Here is an 18,616-nt window from a genome sequence, read left to right as displayed (position 1 = left end):
CATGCTCCTGAGCGCAGAAAGCCCGGCTTCCATCCGTCGCGTAACGCTTCTTTCCTTCGATGTCACTCTGGGCCAGCAGCTCGGGGCCGTCCGCATCTCGTGGACATATGGATCTTCCGCATGCCGGGCAGCACTCGCCGTGAGTCGAACCACGGGTCCGAGGCGCTCTGAGCTGCGCTCCTGCGATCCTCGCACCTCTCAGGGGGGGCAGTGGCGACATTCTTTCCGCATGCCGAAATTGGAGCGCCTACTTTCATTCCGCAGTCACGACCGGAGGCGTGGCTGAGACTCAAGGGCTCAGCCTGGCGCGCAGGAAGGGGTCGGTTATGCCGCCGGGGCAGGCGAGGCCGCTGATGTCCCAGCCCGCGCGGCGCGCTCCGGCACGGTAGGCGCTCTCGTAGAAGGACAGCACGCTGGTGCGCGGATCGGTCTGCGCGCGGGCGTCGCCGTACCGCAGTACGGCCAGGTGGGCTCCCCGCTGTTCGATCCACTGCGCGGTGTGCGGGAGCAGGGGCTCGTTCTCCAGGCCCGGGGGTTCGGGCGCGGTGTAGGAGTAGAAGGCCGGTTCGGGGAAGGTCTCGTCGCCGAACCAGAAGCCCGCGCTGATCACCTCCTGCGAGTACGCCTCGCGGGTCACCGGGTCGGCGTCCGGCGACTGCTCGACCTGCCGTCCGGAGAACCTCGTGCAGGCGATGTCGAAGGTGTGCCAGAAGTGGTGCACCGGGCTGATCTTGCCGGAGAAGCCGGCGGCGAACTCCTCCAGCAGCAGGTTGACCTGGCTGAGCACCTGCCAGTAGCGGATGACCATCGCCGGGTCGTACGCCGCGTGCTCGGTGTCCTCGGCGAACGGCCGGCCCGAGTCGGGCAGGTCGTACGGGTGGGGGACGTCGATGCGCAGCCGGATGTCCAGCTCGCTCAGCGCGCGCATGGTCTCCTGGTAGAAGGACGCCACGGAGTGCCCGGGCAGGCGGAACGAGATCTGCTTGCCGTCGAGCCTGGTGATCTCCAGGCGGTGGGCGAGGAGGTCGAAGTCGATGGTGAAGACCGGATTTCCGTCGGCCAGCCCCATGGGGCGCGTGGTCAGGCCGCGCCCGGTCAGATGGAACGGGGCGTTCCACCAGTGGTTGCGGCGTACGCCGGAGGCCAGCCTGATCTTGCCCACCACCTGGGCGAACCTGTGCAGGGTCTCCTTGGTGTCCTGCCATTCGCCCAGCGGGACCTGCGGGAACAGCTCCATGGCACCAGCCTGCCGCACGGGCCCGCCACGCCCGCGCGCGACTCTCCGATTCCGCGAGACGAAAACCGGTGATGTAGGGCAGGGGGTCCGCCGAAGGGGCCCATCGTAAGATCGCCCCAGACGAAAGGCGAGGGCATGACGAGTAACGAGCGTTTAACGGGAGAGATCGATCCTTTTGTCCCGAGTGTGGCGCGTATGTACGATTACTACCTTGGGGGCAAGGACAATTTCGCGTCCGATCGCGAAGCGGCCGAGAAGATGATTTCGCTGGTGCCGAACATCCGGCAACTCGCCCGGGCCAACCGCGAGTTCCTCGGCCGGGCGGTGCGGCTGATGGCGGAGTCGGGGATCCGGCAGTTCCTCGACATCGGCGCCGGGCTGCCGACCCAGCAGAACGTCCACCAGGTCGCCCGCGAGGTCATCCCGGACGCCAAGGTGGCCTACGTCGACAACGACCCCATCGTGCTCACCCACGCGCGCGCCCTGCTCGCCGACAGCCGGCGCACGATCGTCGTGCAGGGTGACATGTACGACCCGGACGACATCCTCGAAGACCCGGCCGTCGTGCGCCATCTCGACTTCTCCCAGCCGGTGGCCGTCCTGATGGTGTCGATCCTGCACTTCGTCCCGGACGACGAGACCGCGGCCTCGATCGTCGCGCGCTTCCGCGAGGTCATGGTCCCGGGAAGCCATCTGGTCGTCACCCACGGCTACACCGGTGAGATCGGCAGCCGGACGGACCAGCAGGTCCGCGCCGTGTACACCAAGACGGCGACCGGTTCGGTCAAGCCGCGCGACCACGCGGAGATCGCCCGCTACTTCGACGGGATGGAACTGCTCCCACCCGGTCTGGTGCCGGTGTCCGCCTGGCGGCCGGAAAGCGAACTGGACGCCGAGATCGACCTGAGCAAACCGACCATCATCGGCGGAGTCGCCCGCCTTCCGGTGTGATCTCCATTATCCGCGGACGGCACGCCGCTTTCCGCTTGATTAAGGCATCCCAACATCTGCCGAAAAGAGGAGGTTAATCGTCCCATAACGCCGGCCATGGGTTACCGGCATGTCTACTCGGTGATACACCGGCTACAGAAATCGGCCCCCTTTGTTTCCGGGGTGCAACGGCCAATGGTCATCCTCATCTCAAACGGCGGCGGTACCACGTTGAGGAGGAGACCACATGGCGTCGATCTACGATCAGGTCGGGGGCGCGGAAGCGGTCGCGGCGGTCGTCGACGAGTTCTACACCCGCGTCATCGCCGACCCCACTTTGGCGAGCTATTTCGAGAACGTCGACATGGGCAAGCTCAAGGCGCACCAGCGCAGCTTCGTCGCCGCCGCGCTCGGCGGCCCCCAGGAGTACCGCGGCAAGACCATGGACCAGGCGCACGCCGGCCTGGCCATCACCGGCGAGGCCTTCGACACCGTGGTCGGCCACCTGGCCGGCGCCCTCGCGGCCTGCGGCGTCCCGGAGGAGACCATCGGCACCATCGCCGCCGCCCTGGCCCCGCTCAAGGAGCAGATCGTCCAGACCCCGGCGGCCGCCTGACCGACCCCCTCCGCTGCAGCACACTCAGCGGACCGACCTCCCGCGACCCGGCCTTGCCGAGGGGCCGCCGCCCAAGGTCCCTCGGCCCTTTCTCATCACGGCCGGTCGACCTCCCCGGCTCCAGTCGATGGGCCGCCGGCGGCGACCACCGCCCTGTCCGCCTCCTCGGCGGCCTCGATCAGCCCGTCGATCTCCTCCGGGTACGCCGCCTGGTACCGGATCGCAGCCGTGATCTGCTGCGGGGTGACGCCCGAGAACTCGGTCACCATCTCGGCGATCTCCTTAGGCGAGGCGCTCTTCTCCGCCTCCCGGGTGACCCGGACCGCCCGGATGATCTCCCATACATCCGGGCCGTTGATCGTCACCGCCCGTCGTCCCGAAGGGCCGGTGCGAAAGGCGATTCCCGGATGCTCTTCCATCCGCAGCGCCTCGGCGAGAAGAATATTCACCGCGGCGGGCACCGACAGGCCGGGATGGTCCATTACAAATCGTCCAAGCTTGTCGAGAACGGCTTCTTCAAACCGGATCGCTCGCTGAGTCGGTGCCACGGCTACATCCTGACGTGCTCCCAGCCCGAATACCTGCTATTCGGCCACCCCACCTCACGCGGCGCCCCCATCGCGTCCGCGGCCGGGGTTCTCCCGTTCGCGTCGCCGCCCCTCGCAGGTCACTCGGCCGGGGTGGTTAGGACTTCCATGATGTGGCCGTCGGGGTCGTCGAAGTAGACGGCGCGGCCGCCGCGCCAGGTGTTGATCTCGCCGTGGCGCTTGGGCTCGTGCGGCTCGGCGTAGTAGTCGAGGCCGGCCTTAACGATGCGCTCGAAGATCCGGTCGAACTCGTCCTCGCTCACGGCGAACGCGTAGTGGTGCGGGGCGATGTCGCCGACGCCCCTGGTCGCGAAGTCCACGTCGGCGAAGTCGAGCGTGGTCAGCTCTCCGATGCGCACCGGGATGAACGGGCCCACCGGTTCGCCCACGGGCAGGCCGAGGATCTCCGCGAGAAAGCCGGCCGAGGCCCGCTTGTCGCGCGCGGGGACGATCGTGTGGTTGAGAGAGATCGTCATGGTGGTGTCCCTCCCATCTCGGGATGGTGGCTGTTCCATCCCGCAGGGGTGTTCCCTCCCTCGCGAGCCGGCGAGCGTACCGGCCGCCGCACGGGCGGACGGCCGGGGACCCGGCCCGCCTGTCACAGTGACCGTTCCCAGCGGCACGGCGGCCATGCGGACGACAGAGGGGAAACCGCCCTCGACCCGGTTTCAGCGGTGTGACGCCCATGCGTTCGGCGGGAATCGGGCCCCCGCGCGGAGTGCGGTCAGTCGAAGGTGAGCTGCTCGGTGCGCCGTGGCATGAGCAGGAAGGCGCCGATGCTGAGCACGGCGATCGCCAGCACGGTCAGGAAGACGTTGTGGCTGGCGTCGTACAGGGCGCCGCGGACGAAGGTCGCCGTCGCGCTCTGGGCGCCAGGGCCCTGTGCGCCGAGGACGAGGCTGGTGGCGTCCAGGCTGCTCGGCAGCTTGCCGGCCAGGGCCGCCGGCGGGTGGGTGAAGCGATCGGCCAGGGTGGCGTTGGAGATCGCACCGAGCAGGGCCGCGCCGACGGCGCTGCCGATCGAGCGGCTGAACATGTTGGTCGCGGTCACCACGCCGCGCCGGTCCCAGCCGACGACCGACTGGATGGCGACCATCGTGGGGCTGGAGGACAGGCCGAGCCCGGCGCCGACGACGAAGCACGCCGCCGCGACCTGCCAGACCTGCGCGTTCCGGCCGAGGAGCGCGCACATCACCGCGCCGGCGAGGACGACTCCGGCGCCGATGAGCGCGGTGTCGCGGAAGCCGATGCGCATGTAGATGCGGCCGGACAGTGTCGCCGCGAGCGGCCAGCCGATGGTGAGCGCGGCCAGGGCGAAGCCCGCCACCAGGGCACCGGTGCCGAGCACGCCCTCGGTGAAGGTCGGCACGTACGACGTCAGGCCGATCATGAGGGCGCCGACGCTCAGCCCGACGAGGTTGCCGCCGACCAGGACCCGGCGGCGGAACACCCACAGCGGCAGGATCGGCTCGGAGGCCCGGCGTTCCACCAGGACGAACACGACGATCAGCAGCAGGCCGGCACCGAAGATCAGCAGGCTCGGCGCGGACGCCCATGCCCAGGCCACGCCGCCTTCGAGCAGCCCGAGGATGATCAGCGAGGACCCCACGGTGAGCAGGGCCGCCCCCAGGTAGTCGATCGTGTGGCTGCTCCGGGTGATCTTCTCCTTGAAGCGGCGGGCCAGCATCCAGGCGGCGACCGCGCCGAGGGGCAGGTTGATGAAGAAGATCCAGCGCCAGGAGAGGTACTCGGAGAACAGGCCGCCGAGCGTCGGGCCGATCACGGCCGACACGCCCCACACGCTGGCCACATACCCCTGCACCCGCGCCCGCTCCTCGACGGAGTACAGGTCGCCGACCATGGTGATGCTCATCGGCTGGACGGCACCGGCCCCGATGCCCTGCAGGGCGCGGAAGGCGATGAGGGCCGGCATGTTCCAGGCCACGCCGCACAGCACCGAGCCGAGGAGGAAGACGGCGATCCCGAAGAACATGACCGGTTTGCGGCCGAAGATGTCGGCGAACTTGCCGTACAGCGGGACGGTGACCGCCTGGGTGAGCAGGTAGATGGAGAACAGCCAGGGGAACTGGGCGAAGCCGCCGAGGTCGCTGACGACCGAGGGGACGGCCGTGGCGATGATCGTGCTGTCGAGTGCCACCAGACTCGTACAGAGCATGATGGCCGCCAGTACCCGACCGCGCTCCGACCTGAGACCGATGCCCGTTGAAGTGGTAACCGTCGTCACGCCGGCGCGTCCTCCTTGTGCTCGGAACTGCATCGAGGTGACGTGCGCGGGCCGATGGCGCACGTGCCATCACGGAAGTAACAAAGTGAGTGCATCGCCGGTTCTATTCCCCTTAAGGGAGATTTGTACGGTCGGTGGCCGGTAGACCCATCGCATAAGCTCACCGATCCCTCGGCGGGGCCACCGGCGGACATCCCGGCCGTCCCTCGGCTCCCGCCTCGGCCGGCGAAGGCCCAGAAGACGTACGCCGGGCGGCGTCCGTGCTGCTCGGAGAGCCGGCGCCGGTCAGCCGTTTCGCCGCCACGCGGCGATGAGTTCCTCGGGGCCGTAGCACGCGGCGAGACCGCCACAGGAGGCGCCGCTGCGTGACACGGCGACCAAGGGGAGCGGCGCATCGGTGAGCGCCGCCCGGTGCAGGATCAGTTTCCGCAGGTCATGGTCGTCGAACGCGCTCTCCAGCCATTTGATCGATCCGGCGAAGCGCAGCTCCTTGGCGATCGGGGCGCGATCCGCGCCGACGATGTCCAGCTCGACGTCGGTGCTCCGCGTCCAGTAGGCCCCGATCGCCTCCGCTGCCGGAAGCTCGCCATCGGGGAGCAGCCGGGCCAGGGCCTCGCGTACCAGGGGTTCGATCGCCCTGCCGCGCCAGCTGCTCCAGTCCGCGGCGATCCGCCGTAGCGTGAGATCACCACGGCGCCGCTCGATCTCCGCCATGTGCGGGCGCAGGAAGTACAGCCAGAACCGGAGGTAGGGGTCGCCGATCCGGTACCGGCGTTCTTTGGAAGGGCGGGTGCTCAGTGGAAGTTCCGAGGTGACGATGCCCTTGGTCGTGAGGGTGTCCGTGGCCCGGGTGAGGGTCGTGTGCGAGATGCCGCCCGCCGCCCGAGCGATGTTGACGAACGTCCGCTCGCCGCTGCCGATGGCCTCCAGTACCTCGCGGGGCATGGCCTGTACCGGGAACTCGGCGGCCAGCGTCCGTTCCCCCGAGACGAGCAGCGCCGACACGGGGTTGAGCAGCGCGTCGTGGAGGTACTCCCACAACGACGCTCCTCGCGGCCATTCCGCGCATACCAGCGGAAGCCCACCCGTGACGAGAGCCGCATCGAAGGCGGCCTTGGCGTCCAGGTCGAGCATCTGCTGGATATCGGCTGGATTGAGCGGCTTGACCACCATCTCGGTGCCTCGTTGATGGAACGGCCTCTCGTAGCTGTTGAGCGCCTCCATCATCGACAGATCCGAGCCGATGAGGAGCAACAGGACGGGTTTGCGGCTCAGGAACCGATCCCAGGCCCGCTGGAGCAGCCCTTCGAAGGCGTCGACCCGTTCCATCAGATATGGCACTTCGTCGATCACCAGTACCGACGGTGCATCGTCGGGCACGGCGTCCGCCAGTCGCTGGAGTGCGCCGCTCCAGTTGGCGGGAGCGGTCTGGGTGAACAACTCGCGGTCGACCAGGTCGGAGGCCGCGACGTCGGAGAGTAGCTGCTCCAACTCCTGTTCGGCGCTCGCCCGGGCGGCGGTGAAGTACAGGGATGGCAGGCCGCTGCGGCGCACGAACTCCTCCGCGAGGGCGGACTTGCCGATGCGTCTGCGCCCGCGCATGAGCACGCACTGCCCAGGCCGAGCCTGCCCGATGGCTCCGGTCACCCGATTGAGCATCCGCCGAAGTGCCGCGATCTCCTCATCCCGGCCCACGAACTCGGTCACATGGTCCCCCTGGAGATACTATCGCCAGCGATACTATCTCCAGTGGTACTTAGCCGGCCTGCTGAATGACCGGAGTTCATGACCTGCTTCAGCCGACTACGCGGGCACGCGGGAGTCGGCGGGGCCCGTCACGGCGCTGAGATCACAATGGTGATCGCACATGGCATGCTCGGGGCCGCACCCCGGCCGGGGGCATGGCCAGGGGAACGGCTTCTCGAACGGTCAGCCGCGGCGGAGGAGGAGGGGGCCGACGCGGGAGCGGACGTGCGCGTGGAAGTCGGCGGCGTCGTTGACCCGGGGGAAGGGCTCGTCGGGCACCGGCACCCCGAGGAACGCGCACAGCGGCTCCCACCCCTCGCGCGCCTCGAAGACGAGCAGGCGCTCGGGCGGGATCGTCGCCTTGACCTCTTCAATGTGCGCCTGGAACCTCTGGACGAGGTGGTCGGGGTCGCTCATCCGGCCATCGAACTCGCGATCGTCGACGATCTTGTTGACCATGCGCGTGTAGGCGGCGAAATCGGTGCCCAGCAGGGATGACAGCCCCACCAGCATCTTCCCCTGCCACGTGTCGCCCCGCCGCCGCTGCGTCAGGATGGTGGCGTTCATGCTGTCGAGCCACCGCTGCGGGTCGCGCACGGTCAGGACGACCTTGGCCTCGGGGTAGTACGTGGCCAGCTCCCGCCAGTACGCGGCGGCCGGCCAGTCCACGCACGATCGGTAGCCCGCGAGGACGTCGTCCCAGTCGACCCCGGCCGGCCCGCTCTCGGCCACGGCCAGCCAGCGCCTGATCTGCCGATGGTCGCCGAGCACCTCGGTCATGTGGTGGCAGGGGCCGAGCCCCAGCCGCTCCAGCGCCGTCTTCAGCGTCAGCGTCCCCGTCCGCCCGAACCCCGCCCCGATCACCCGCATGATCCGCACCATTCCGATCGGAAACTGCCGATTGCGTACACGGCAAATCTTCCACCGTCATCTCGGTGAGACAAGAGGCGAGGACGGCAGAGGTGGGTGTGGATCAGAGAGCCGGAAGGGCGAGACCGGGTACCGGTCAGATCATGACGTGGGCTTCGGGGTGGCCGACGAAGCAGAATTGGGCGTTGCGGGTGAGTTTGTAGTCCTGGGCCTTCCAGGTGTGGGCCGAGGCGTCGGCGCCGCGCATGTAGACGAAATTGAAGCGGTCGGCCGAGTAGATGCGGACGCCGTCCTCCTTGCAGCGGCGGACCAGGCGGGTGTCCTCGCCGGCGTTGACCGCCTCGAAGGCGTACGTGCGCAGCAGGTCGGCCGTGGCGAGGATCGTGGCGCCCTGCACGAGGTGGGCGTACCGGTGTTCCAGGCCGGGCAGGCGCATGACCGTGGTGTTGGTGGCGGGGAAGTAGGTGTAGTGGGCGCCCTTGCCGACCATCTCGGCGTCGGCGTAGTCGAAGGCGCGCAGCAGGTCGGACAGGTAGTGGTGTCCGTAGAGGTTGTCGTCGTCCATCTTGGCGATGTACTCGCCGTCGGCCTGGGCGATGCCGAGGTTGAGCACCTCGCCGAGGGTGAGCGAGGGGTCGGCGGTGAGCACCTTGACGGCGGGGATGCCGGCGGCGAGGGCCTTGTCCCGGACGACCTCGGTGTCGATGTCCAGGCCGTGCAGGACGAGGATCAGCTCCAGGTCGCGGTGGCGCTGCCGGGCGACCTGGGCGATGGCGTGTTCGAGCTGGCCGGCCCGGTTGGTGGGCAGGACGATCGAGACGTTCTTGGTGCGCTGGACGACCGGGCGGCCGAGGCCGGTGAGGATCTGGTCGACGCGGTGGCTGAACAGGTGCTTGTCGAAGACCTCGCGCATGGCCAGGTGGGCCTGGCGGGCGCGCAGCTCGGGGCTGTTGATCAGGTAGAGCGCCTGGTTGTAGGCCTCTTCCTGGGTGTGGGCGATCGGGATGAGCGACCCGAAGGTGTCCTGGATGGCCCGTGACCAGCCCGACAGCACGGTGGTGGAGCACGCCGACAGCTCGAAGACGCGGCGCGCGCACATGGTGGGCGAGTCGATCACCGAGTTCACGTTGAGGAAGACCTTGTACATCTTGTACGCGGCGAGCATCTGCTCGTAGGGCAGCTCGCCGACGATGTGCGGGCGGTACTCCTCGGGCCAGGCGTACTTGTCGCCGGCCTTCTCGTTGCGGGCGAAGATGTGCAGGCCGAGCTCCCGGGTGGGGGCGATCACGGTCTCCATCTGCTCGCGCCGCTCGGGGTGCTTGTCGCGGAAGTACATGCCGGCGAAGACGACGTCGTACGGCCGGCCCTGCTTGGTCTGGATCGGGTTGTGCACCCGGGGCTGGGCGGCGAACTGCAGCACGCCCACCCGGTCATGTCCCAGGATCTCCTGATATTTCGGCACCATGTCGCCGTCGCAGGTGTACACGTAGTCGAACAGCTTCGCGGTGTCGATGAAGAAGTCGAAGTTCGGCGGGTCCTCCTTGTTCCAGAAGACCGTGGGGATGCCCTGCTCGCGGCACCAGGCGACCAGGTCGCGCAACTCCTGCTTGGGGGCGTTGGTGCCGGTCATCTGGTAGCGCCAGCGTCCCTGGTTGCCGTGCCAGGCCGACTCGCAGAACAGCAGGTCGGGACGCTTCTCGGCGAAGATCTCCTGCCAGTCCTTGAGCCCGAACTCGATCTGATCCCACTCGTACTTGAACGCCATGCGGGAGAAGTCGTCCAGGATGACCGCGACCTTGAGGTCCGGGCGGTTGACCGGCCCGTCCGGCCAGGCCAGGTTGGGGATCTTCACCTCGGGCGCGTGCGCGAGCACGGCGTCGATGGCGGCGGCGCTGGCGGTGACCGTCGCGGGCGGCTTCGGGGCCTTCTTCGGCTTCATGGCCTGGGACAGGTCGCGCGGCAGCCGCACCAGCCTGGCCGGGCGCTTGACGCCGGCCAGCGCGGTGCTCACGCGGTACGGCCGCTGTGCCTTGGTCGCCGAGAGCTGCCACTGGGCGTACTCCGCCTTGGCCTCGGCCGTGGCCAGCCGCCGTTCCAGGTCACGGATGCGGTCTTCGTAGCGCTCGACGACCTTGCGCTCCTCGGGCAGCCAGTTCGCGGCGCCGAGACGCTGGAAACGCGGCTCGTCCGGGTTCTTCTGGTCATCGGCCATGGTCGGACTTGCTCCCTCGTTGTCCGGATCTGCCACGGGCCACGCGCGCGCCACCGCCGCGTGAGCGTGGCCGGGGAATGTCCGATCGTACGGCGTCGGACCAGTGAAGTCCGGCAATTCCCCCAAATGTCCAGGTCAGCTGTGCGTGGCCGGCGGCGTTCCCTGCGCGGCCGGCGAGAGGTTGTCGCCGCGCAGCCACGCCTCGATCACCCGGGCGATGCGCGGGCCCGCCTTGCCGTCCCACAGCGGCGGCAGCTCGCCGCTCGGCGTGGCCGCGCCGTCGGCCAGCGCCTTGGACGCCGCCGCGGGCAGCGTCGCCGGGGTGACCAGGCGGTTGGTGCCGTGCGTGATCGTGACGGGCCGCTCGGTGTTGGGCCGGACGGTCAGGCAGGGCACGCCCAGCATGGTCGTCTCCTCCTGCACGCCGCCGGAGTCGGTGACGACCAGCGCGGCGCCGCGCACCAGGGACAGGAAGTCGACGTAGCCCAGCGGGTCGATGATGGTCAGCCCGTCCCCGGTGACCAGGCCCGCCTCGGCCAGCCGCTGCCGTCCACGCGGGTGCAGCGGCACGACGACGGGCACCTGCTCGCCCACCGCCAGCACGGCCTCGACCAGCTCGCGGGCCGACTCCGGGTCGTCGACGTTGGCCGGGCGGTGCAGGGTCGCCACGGCGTAGCGCTCCGGCAGGCCGAGGCGGGCCTTCAGCGGCGCCGGGTCGAGCTTGGGCAGCGCGGAGAACAGGCTGTCGATCATCGGGTTGCCGACCAGGTGCGCCCTGCTCGCCGCGACGCCCTCGTTCGCCAGGTGGGACAGCCCGTCGGGGCTGGTGACCAGCAGGATGTCGGCGAGGGAGTCGGTGACGACCCGGTTGACCTCCTCGGGCATCTCGCGGTCGAAGGACCGCAGGCCCGCCTCGACGTGCGCGGTCGGCACGTGCAGCTTGGCACAGACCAGGATCGCCGCGAGCGTGGAGTTGACGTCGCCGTAGACCACCACGAGGTCGGGCCGGTGCTCCAGGACGACGTCCTCCAGGCCGGTCAGCAGCGCGGCCGTCTGGCGGGCGTGGCTGCCGGAGCCCACGCCGAGGTTGGCGATCGGCTCGGGCAGGCCGAGGTCGGCGAAGAAGACGTCCGACATGAGGGCGTCGTAGTGCTGGCCGGTGTGGACGATGCCCTGCCGGACCCCGAGCTCTTCCAGAGCGCGCACCACCGGGGCCGCTTTGACGAAATTGGGACGGGCGCCCAGCACGTGCAGGACGAGGGGATTGTCCCTCATTGACCTTGCCTTTCAGCCCGGGAGTCGGTCACATGATGCCCAGTTGGGGCAAGCCTTGCCTATGGTACGGTCACCGCGTGGTTTCCGAGGCCAGAGGGCCCGAGAAGGTCTCCCCCAAGTCGGCTCGCGCCGGCTTGCGCGGCTTCCTCAAGGGCTTCGTCCAGCATCCGGTCATCGTCTCCAGGGTCTTCGTCACCAGGGTCAAGTCCGACCCGATGCGGGTGGCGCAGGCGGCCGCGGAGGCCATGCCGGCAGGTCTGCGTCCGGCCGTCGGCAGGGTCGCCTGGCCGGTGGCCCGCGTCGTCAAGGTCACGGCGCGCAAGATCGCCCGGCGGATGGCCGACGGCCCGCTGGAGGCGGCCAAGGTCGAGTTCGAGCGCGGGCGCATGACCAAGGCCATCGAGGTGCTGGGCCCGCACGCGCGCTGGCCGTTCATCCGCCGCCGGATCGCCTACTACGAGGGGGAGAAGGCCGCGATCGGGCCGTCTCCGATCCCGCCGAAGTCCAAGGTGATCGTCGGTGAGCGCGTCGAGGGCCGCGTGCTGCACTGCGTGACCAACGCCCTGCCGTACACCCAGGCCGGCTACACCGTGCGCACCCACCGCATCGTGACCGCCCAGCGCGCCGCCGGGCTCGACCCGCACGTGGTGACGAGCTGGGGCTGGCCGATGCTGCAGGGGCACGCCGACGCCGAGCCGTACGAGGAGATCGACGCCGTCCCCTACCACCGGCTGCTGCCGAGCGGCGAGGTGCCGTTCGAGAGCCGGGGCCGCATGATCCGCGGCGCGAGCGAGGTGACCGAGCTGGTCAGGACGCTGCGCCCGCAGGTCCTGCACGCCGCCACCGACCACCGCAACGGCTCGGTGGCCCTCGCCGTGCGTGAGCGCACCGGCACGCCGCTGGTGTACGAGGTGCGCGGCTTCCTGGAGGAGACCTGGGCCTCCCGCGACCCCGCCCGGGTGGGCAGCGAGCGCCACCTGCTGCAGCGCGAGCGCGAGGCGCACATCATGCGTTCGGCGAACGCCGTGGTGACGCTGGCCGAGACGATGGCCGCCGAGATCGTCGAGCGCGGCGTGCCCCGGGAGAAGATCTTCCTGGCGCCGAACGCCGTGGACGACTCCCTGCTGACCGCCGACTACGACGGCGCGGCGTTCCGCGCGGCGTACGGCATCGAGCCGGGCGAGATCGTGGTGGGCTCGGTGTCGAGCATCGTGGGCTACGAGGGCTTCGCGACGCTGCTGTCGGCCGCCGCGCTGCTGCGCGACGGCGGCACTCCGGTGCGGGTGCTCATCGTCGGCGACGGCGCCGAGCGCCCCGTGCTGCTGGCCCAGGCCGAGAAGCTCGGCCTCGGCGACCTGGCGGTCATGCCGGGACGGGTCGGCCCCGAGGAGGCGCTGAGCGCCCAGTCGGCCATCGACATCTTCGCCTGCCCGCGTGAGGACCTGCGGGTGTGCCGCCTGGTGACCCCGCTCAAGCCGGTCGAGGCGATGGCGCTCGGCAAGCCGGTCGTGCTGAGCGACCTGCCCGCACTGTCGGAGCTGGTCGGTTCGGACGGCGCCGGGATGCTGGTGCCCCCCGGCGACCCGGCGGCGCTCGCCAAGGCGCTCGCGGCGCTCCGCGAGGACCCCGCGCGCCGCGCCGAGATGGGTGAGGCCGGCCGGGCCGAGGTCGCCGCGAAGCGCACCTGGAGCCGCATCGCGGAGAACTACAAGACGATCTACCAGCAGCTTGCCGGATGATGGATACTCTATGAACGCTGTGAAACCGTCACTTGGTTACCCGTTCAACGGCATTAGACGTGATCAGTGCGGACTTGAGATAGCCTTTCCCACCATGCAGTGTTGTTTCGGACTCCCTCGGGTCGCCGCGTGAGCGCCTACGACCTGGCGGTCATCGGTCTCGGGTACGTCGGCATGCCCCTGGCCAAGGAGGCCACCGGTGTCGGCCTCCGGGTGGCCGGTTTCGACATCGACCCGCGGAAGGTCGACGCCCTCACCGCCGGCCGCTCGTACATCGACGACCTGAGTGACGCCGACCTCGACGCCATGCTCCGGACGGGCTTCCTCGCCACGCTGGACGAGTCGGTGCTGGGCGTCAGCGACACGATCGTCATCTGCGTGCCGACCCCGCTCGACGAGGACCACCGCCCCGACCTGTCCGCCGTGCGCGGCGCCGTCGAGACCGTGGGCCGTCACCTGCGGGCGGGCACGCTCGTCGTCCTGGAGTCGACGACCTACCCCGGCACCACCGATGAGGTCGTCCGCCCGATCCTGGAAGAGGCCTCCGGGCTGACCGCGGGCACCGACTTCCACCTGGCCTTCTCGCCCGAGCGCATCGACCCGGGCAACCCGAAGTTCGGCCTGCGCAACACCCCGAAGGTCGTCGGCGGGTACACCGAGGCGTGCCGCGACCGCGCGGCGGCGTTCTACGGCCGCCTGGTCGAGCAGGTCGTGACGGTCAGCGGCACCCGCGAGGCCGAGATGGCCAAGCTGCTGGAGAACACCTACAGGCACGTCAACATCGCGCTGGTCAACGAGATGGCGATCTTCTGCGAAGAGCTCGGCGTGAACCTGTGGGAGTCGATCGAGGCGGCGGCGACCAAGCCGTTCGGGTTCCAGAAGTTCCTGCCCGGCCCCGGCGTCGGCGGGCACTGCATCCCGGTCGACCCCTCCTACCTGTCCTACTCGGTGCGCAAGCTCGGCTACCCGTTCCGCTTCGTGGAACTGGCGCAGGAGATCAACGAGCGGATGCCGGCGTACGTCGTCGCCCGCGTGCAGCGGCTGCTCAACCGCGCCAGGAAGCCGGTGAACGGCTCGCGCGTGCTGCTGATGGGCGTCACCTACAAGCCGGACATCGCCGACGAGCGCGAGACACCGGCGGTGCCGGTCGCCCGCGTGTTCCTCGACCTCGGCGCCGAGCTGGTGTTCGCCGACCCGCACGTCAAGCGGTGGGCGGTGGACGGGGTCGAGGTGCCGCGCGAGGACGACCTGGAAGAGGCCGTGCGGCGGGCGGACGTGACCGTGCTGCTGCAACAGCACGCGGCGTTCGATCTGGACATGGTGCAGGAGCGGGCCCAGTTGATTCTCGACACCCGGGGCGTCCTCACCGAGGGCGATCGCGTCGAGCGGCTCTGAGGGGCGGAGGGTCGGCGCGTGCACGTGCTTGTCATGACGGTGGTCCACCACCCTGAGGACGCCCGGATCCTGCACCGGCAGATCCGCGCGCTCGTGGACGCCGGTCATGCCGTCACGTACGCCGCGCCGTACACCGCACGCGGTGTCGTGCCCCGGTCGTGGGTGACCGGCGTCGACCTGCCCAGGGCGGCCGAGCGCAAGCGGCTGACCGCCGTGCGCGCGGCGCGCCGGCTGTTCAAGAGCCTGCGCGACCAGGTCGACCTGGCACTGATCCACGACCCCGAGCTGCTGCTCGCGGTGGCCGGGGTGCGGCGGCGGCCGCCCGTGGTGTGGGACGTCCACGAGGACACCCCCGCCACCCTGTCGCTGAAGCCGTGGCTGCCCTCGTTCCTGCGGCCCCCGACGCGGTTCCTCGCGCGGCTGCTGGAGGGCACGGCCGAACGCCACCTGCACCTGCTGCTGGCCGAGACCGCCTACGCCGGCCGGTTCCGCCGGGAGCACCTGGTCGTGCCGAACGAGACCTGGGTGCCCGACCACGTCAGCGAGCCGTCCGACGACCGGGTGGTGTACCTCGGGTGGCTGTCGGAGGCCCGCGGCGTGCGCGAGGCGGTGGAGGTCGGCAGGCTGCTGCAGCCGCACCGCGTCGCGGTCGAGCTGATCGGCTACGCCGACCCGCAGAGCAGGCCGATGCTCAACCAGGCCGTCGCCGACGGGGTGCTGGAGTGGCGGGACTTCATGCCCAACGACGAGGCGCTGAAGCGGCTGGACGGAGCCCTCGCCGGGCTGTCGCTGCTGCACGACGAGCCGAACTACCGGCACTCCATGCCCACCAAGATCGTGGAGTACATGGCGCACGGCATACCGGTGATCACCACCCCCTCTCCCCGGGCGGTGGAGCTGGTCGAGCGCTACCAGAGCGGCGTGGTCGTGCCCTGGCGCGACCCGAAGGCCGTGATGCGGGCGGTGCTCGACCTGCGCGACGATCCGCAGGCGCGCAAGGCGGCCGGGGCGCGCGGGTACGCGGCGGCCAGGGCCCACCACCACTGGCCGAACTCCGCCCGCAGATTCGTCACCCAGCTCGAAGCCTGGGCGGGCGTGAAGAAGTAGACCCCGATGCGGATCCGCCGGTTCCGGCACGGCGCGCACCCTGCGAAAGGGCGCGTCAGGGCCGTGACCCGGTGACGGTGGATCTTTATCAGGGCCACAACTCAAGGACGGTAATCTCCTGAAGGTGCGCGGGCTCACACTGCTGCTGGGTGCGGCCCTCCTGGCCGCTGTCGCGGCGATCGTCATCGTCTCCCCACGGGACTCCCCCAGCGGATCCTCGGCCGCGGCGTCCCCGTCCGCGCGTTCGGCCACCCCGGCGAGTCCCACGCCGTCCACCAGCGTGTTCAGCGACCCCTGCGGAACGTTCGACACCACCAGCCCCACCCCGTACGCGGTGACCGGGTACTGGCTCGTGCCGACCTCCGACCACTGCACCTGGCGCAGCCAGCTCCAGGCCATCCACCGCGTGGGCGGGGACACCGTCGTGCGGCTCGGGTTCGGCCTGCAGCCGCGCTCCGTGGACCAGGAGGGGCGCGTGCTGTCCGCCCAGGGGGACAAGCCCGACCCGCGGTACGAGAAGTGCCAGGAGAACGGCCTGACCTGCGTGCAGGCGGCCGAGTCGGCGCTGAAGGCCGCCAACCCCGGCAACCGCATCACCTGGACCTACGTCTACCGGACCGACGAGGCGTTCGGGCCCGACCTGTTCCGCTGCCCGCAGATGGAGCACACCATCACGGTCGGCGGCGAGGTGTTCTACCGGATGATCGCCCCGGACGACGGGTCGGACAATCCGACCTGCGACTTCACCTCGAAGGGCCTCGGCTACCACCTGATCCTCGTGGACGGCGCCGTCAAGGACAGCCTGACCGAGATCCTCGACCTCGCCGACCGCTTCGCGATGAAGGTCTTCCCCGCGCTGCCCCTCGCGCCCCGCCTGCGGGAGGACCCGACCCGGGCCGACCCCCGGCACATCGGCACCCTCACCACGCTGACCAGGCGCGTCCTGCAGGACTACGGCGACCGGTTCAAGGACCGCGCCGCGCTCGGCGGCGTCTACCAGCCGTTCGAACTGCAGATCAGAGACTGGCCGGACCCTTCGGCGGTCACCACTTTGCAGGTCTACGCCGAGCAGCACGAGATCGTCCAGCAGGAGCTCCCCGACAAGCCGATCATGGTGAGCCCGTACCTCGACGCGCGCAGGGCCAGGAAGTTCACCTCCACCCCCGCCCAGGTCAAAGCCGGGTTCATGGAGCTCGCGCGCACCGGCGTCGGCATCGTCGCCCCGCAGGACAGCCGCGGCACCGGCAAGGTGGGCCTGTTCTGGCCCAATTTGAGCGGGCAGCCGGTGGACAAGCGTCTCCAGCCCATCGTGGGAGACACCACCTACCGCGACGCGTACTACGGCGCCACCCGCGACTACTACCGGGCCATGGCAGAGGCGCTGGCCGAGCTGCGCACCGAGGACGTCGATGTGCAGTTGTGGGCCAACGTCGAGGCGTTCGAGCCGTCCGGCGACGGCGCCTGCGAGGCGGGCGGCAAGCGCGGCGTCACCGACAAGAAGCGCCTGGACAGCGCCGTCACCTTCGTCGGCCCGTACGTCTCGAAGATCATCTCCTACAAGTGGAGCAGCTTCTTCACCTGCGGCACGCCGACCCTCGCCGAGCAGGTCGCCGGTGACTGGGACCGGCCCATCCCCATCCAGGCCGTCACCGCGAGCCGCGGCATCCAGGAAGGGCTGGAGGTTCGCGGCTACAACCTCACCGGGGGCGAGGTCACCCTGAGCTGGTTCGGCGGCAAGGAACCACGCGTCGTCGACTCCGCCGCCGCCGGCTGGGCCGACCCGGAGCCCATCCCCGGCCTGCCCGGAGCGGTGCGCAAGATCTGGGTGCCCGTCGACTGGTCGAGCATCCCCGGCGACGCCTGGGTGCGCGTGGACGTCACCTCGGCCGACGGGCGGCGCGGCAACGCCCCGGTCTACCTCCACCGGTCGTCATGACGGTCCTTGCGGCCCGGGGACCGGTGTAACGTGCCTCCCATGGTCCCGCGCATCCCCGTCAGCGTGGATCTCGTCGTGCTCACCGTCCGCTGCCAGCAGCTCAGCGCGCTCGTCTGGCGGCGCGACCGGCCGCCCTACCAAGGCCGGTGGGCGCTCTCCGGAGGGTTCATCCAACTAGAGGAGGACCTGCCGGCCGCCGCGGCGCGCGTGCTCGCCGAACGCGCGGGGCTCCCCGGGGCGCCGGTGCATCTGGAGCAGCTCCGCACCTACGGCTACCCCGACCGTGACCCGCGCCAGCGCGTGCTCAGCGTCGCCTACCTCGGGCTCGCCCCCGACCTCCCGGCCCCCACCGAGGCCCACATGAGCTGGCAGCCGGTGTCCGCGCTCTCCGAGATGGCCTTCGACCACCGGCGCATCATGCTGGACGGCATCGAGCGCGCGGGCGCCAAACTGGAGTACACCTCGCTGGGGGCGGCGTTCTGCCCGGCGGAGTTCACCGTGGCCGACCTGCGGCGGGTGTACGAAATCGTCTGGGGCCGCCCGCTCGACCCGCGCAACTTCCACCGCAAGGTCACCAAGGCCGACGGCTTCCTGCTGCCGACCGGGCGCACGACCACCCGCGACGGCGGCCGACCGGCCATGCTCTACCGCCGCGGCCCCGCCGAACTCCTCCACCCCCCCATGCTCCGCCTCGGCTGAGCTGTGCTTCTTGGCCTCGCTT

Annotated in this window: 15 protein-coding genes; 7 read left to right on the top strand and 8 right to left on the bottom strand. The window is 70.0% G+C overall.

Translation table 11 applies throughout. From position 1 onward, the window contains the following. Nucleotides 1-289: 289 nt before the first annotated feature. Complete coding sequence (locus IEY93_RS07635) at nucleotides 290-1,237, bottom strand: DUF5996 family protein (protein WP_189162271.1); 948 nt, start codon at nucleotides 1,235-1,237, stop codon at nucleotides 290-292. Between the two features lie 135 nt (nucleotides 1,238-1,372). Here IEY93_RS07635 and IEY93_RS07630 point away from each other — a divergent pair, with 135 nt between their 5' ends. Continuing rightward, nucleotides 1,373-2,188 (top strand): SAM-dependent methyltransferase, encoded by an 816-nt coding sequence (locus IEY93_RS07630; RefSeq protein WP_189162270.1) that lies wholly within the window; start codon nucleotides 1,373-1,375, stop codon nucleotides 2,186-2,188. A gap of 226 nt (nucleotides 2,189-2,414) precedes the next feature. Further along, nucleotides 2,415-2,783 carry a group I truncated hemoglobin gene (locus tag IEY93_RS07625; protein ID WP_189162269.1) on the top strand — a complete coding sequence of 123 codons (369 nt, stop codon included), beginning with the start codon at nucleotides 2,415-2,417 and terminating at the stop codon, nucleotides 2,781-2,783. Between the two features lie 95 nt (nucleotides 2,784-2,878). Here the strand turns inward: IEY93_RS07625 and IEY93_RS07620 are convergent, their stop codons facing one another. The 7 genes from IEY93_RS07620 to wecB form a co-directional block, all read right to left on the bottom strand. Then, a complete protein-coding gene (locus tag IEY93_RS07620; RefSeq protein WP_189162268.1) occupies nucleotides 2,879-3,331 on the bottom strand; it encodes a hypothetical protein in 453 nt (150 codons plus the stop codon). Between the two features lie 119 nt (nucleotides 3,332-3,450). Beyond that, a complete protein-coding gene (locus IEY93_RS07615; RefSeq protein WP_189162267.1) occupies nucleotides 3,451-3,846 on the bottom strand; it encodes a VOC family protein in 396 nt (131 codons plus the stop codon). Between the two features lie 248 nt (nucleotides 3,847-4,094). Next, nucleotides 4,095-5,546, bottom strand: a complete 1,452-nt coding sequence (locus IEY93_RS07610) for an MDR family MFS transporter (protein WP_229690949.1) — start codon at nucleotides 5,544-5,546, stop codon at nucleotides 4,095-4,097. A 354-nt stretch (nucleotides 5,547-5,900) separates the two neighbouring features. Then, the gene (locus IEY93_RS07605) at nucleotides 5,901-7,322 is read right to left on the bottom strand and encodes an ATP-binding protein (RefSeq protein ID WP_189162266.1); all 1,422 of its coding nucleotides are present in this window, start codon (nucleotides 7,320-7,322) and stop codon (nucleotides 5,901-5,903) included. A 222-nt stretch (nucleotides 7,323-7,544) separates the two neighbouring features. Then, nucleotides 7,545-8,231: a sulfotransferase family protein gene (locus IEY93_RS07600; RefSeq protein ID WP_189162265.1), complete on the bottom strand. Its 687-nt coding sequence runs from the start codon at nucleotides 8,229-8,231 to the stop codon at nucleotides 7,545-7,547. 136 nt (nucleotides 8,232-8,367) lie between these two features. Beyond that, nucleotides 8,368-10,443, bottom strand: coding sequence for a glycosyltransferase family protein (locus IEY93_RS07595; protein ID WP_189162264.1), 2,076 nt, complete (start codon nucleotides 10,441-10,443; stop codon nucleotides 8,368-8,370). Between the two features lie 135 nt (nucleotides 10,444-10,578). Further along, nucleotides 10,579-11,718: a non-hydrolyzing UDP-N-acetylglucosamine 2-epimerase gene (gene wecB, locus IEY93_RS07590; protein ID WP_189162263.1), complete on the bottom strand. Its 1,140-nt coding sequence runs from the start codon at nucleotides 11,716-11,718 to the stop codon at nucleotides 10,579-10,581. A 77-nt stretch (nucleotides 11,719-11,795) separates the two neighbouring features. On the opposite strand from wecB, the gene IEY93_RS07585 reads away from it, so the two are divergent. From IEY93_RS07585 to IEY93_RS07565, 5 genes are all read left to right on the top strand, one after another. Then, nucleotides 11,796-13,457, top strand: a complete 1,662-nt coding sequence (locus IEY93_RS07585; protein WP_229690948.1) for a glycosyltransferase — start codon at nucleotides 11,796-11,798, stop codon at nucleotides 13,455-13,457. Nucleotides 13,458-13,586: 129 nt separating this feature from the next. Continuing rightward, nucleotides 13,587-14,852: a nucleotide sugar dehydrogenase gene (locus IEY93_RS07580; protein ID WP_189162262.1), complete on the top strand. Its 1,266-nt coding sequence runs from the start codon at nucleotides 13,587-13,589 to the stop codon at nucleotides 14,850-14,852. An 18-nt stretch (nucleotides 14,853-14,870) separates the two neighbouring features. Then, nucleotides 14,871-15,959 carry a glycosyltransferase gene (locus IEY93_RS07575; protein ID WP_189162261.1) on the top strand — a complete coding sequence of 363 codons (1,089 nt, stop codon included), beginning with the start codon at nucleotides 14,871-14,873 and terminating at the stop codon, nucleotides 15,957-15,959. A 124-nt stretch (nucleotides 15,960-16,083) separates the two neighbouring features. Beyond that, nucleotides 16,084-17,895, top strand: coding sequence for a DUF4434 domain-containing protein (locus IEY93_RS07570; protein WP_189162260.1), 1,812 nt, complete (start codon nucleotides 16,084-16,086; stop codon nucleotides 17,893-17,895). 39 nt (nucleotides 17,896-17,934) lie between these two features. Further along, a complete protein-coding gene (locus IEY93_RS07565; RefSeq protein ID WP_189162259.1) occupies nucleotides 17,935-18,594 on the top strand; it encodes an NUDIX hydrolase in 660 nt (219 codons plus the stop codon). Nucleotides 18,595-18,616: the final 22 nt, after the last annotated feature.

The sequence above is a fragment of the Sphaerisporangium melleum genome, assembly GCF_014646695.1.
In the GTDB taxonomy this organism is placed as follows: Bacteria; Actinomycetota; Actinomycetes; order Streptosporangiales; family Streptosporangiaceae; genus Sphaerisporangium; species Sphaerisporangium melleum.
The sequence above is the reverse complement of the archived record's forward strand: the minus strand, read 5'-3'. Positions and strand labels throughout refer to the sequence as shown.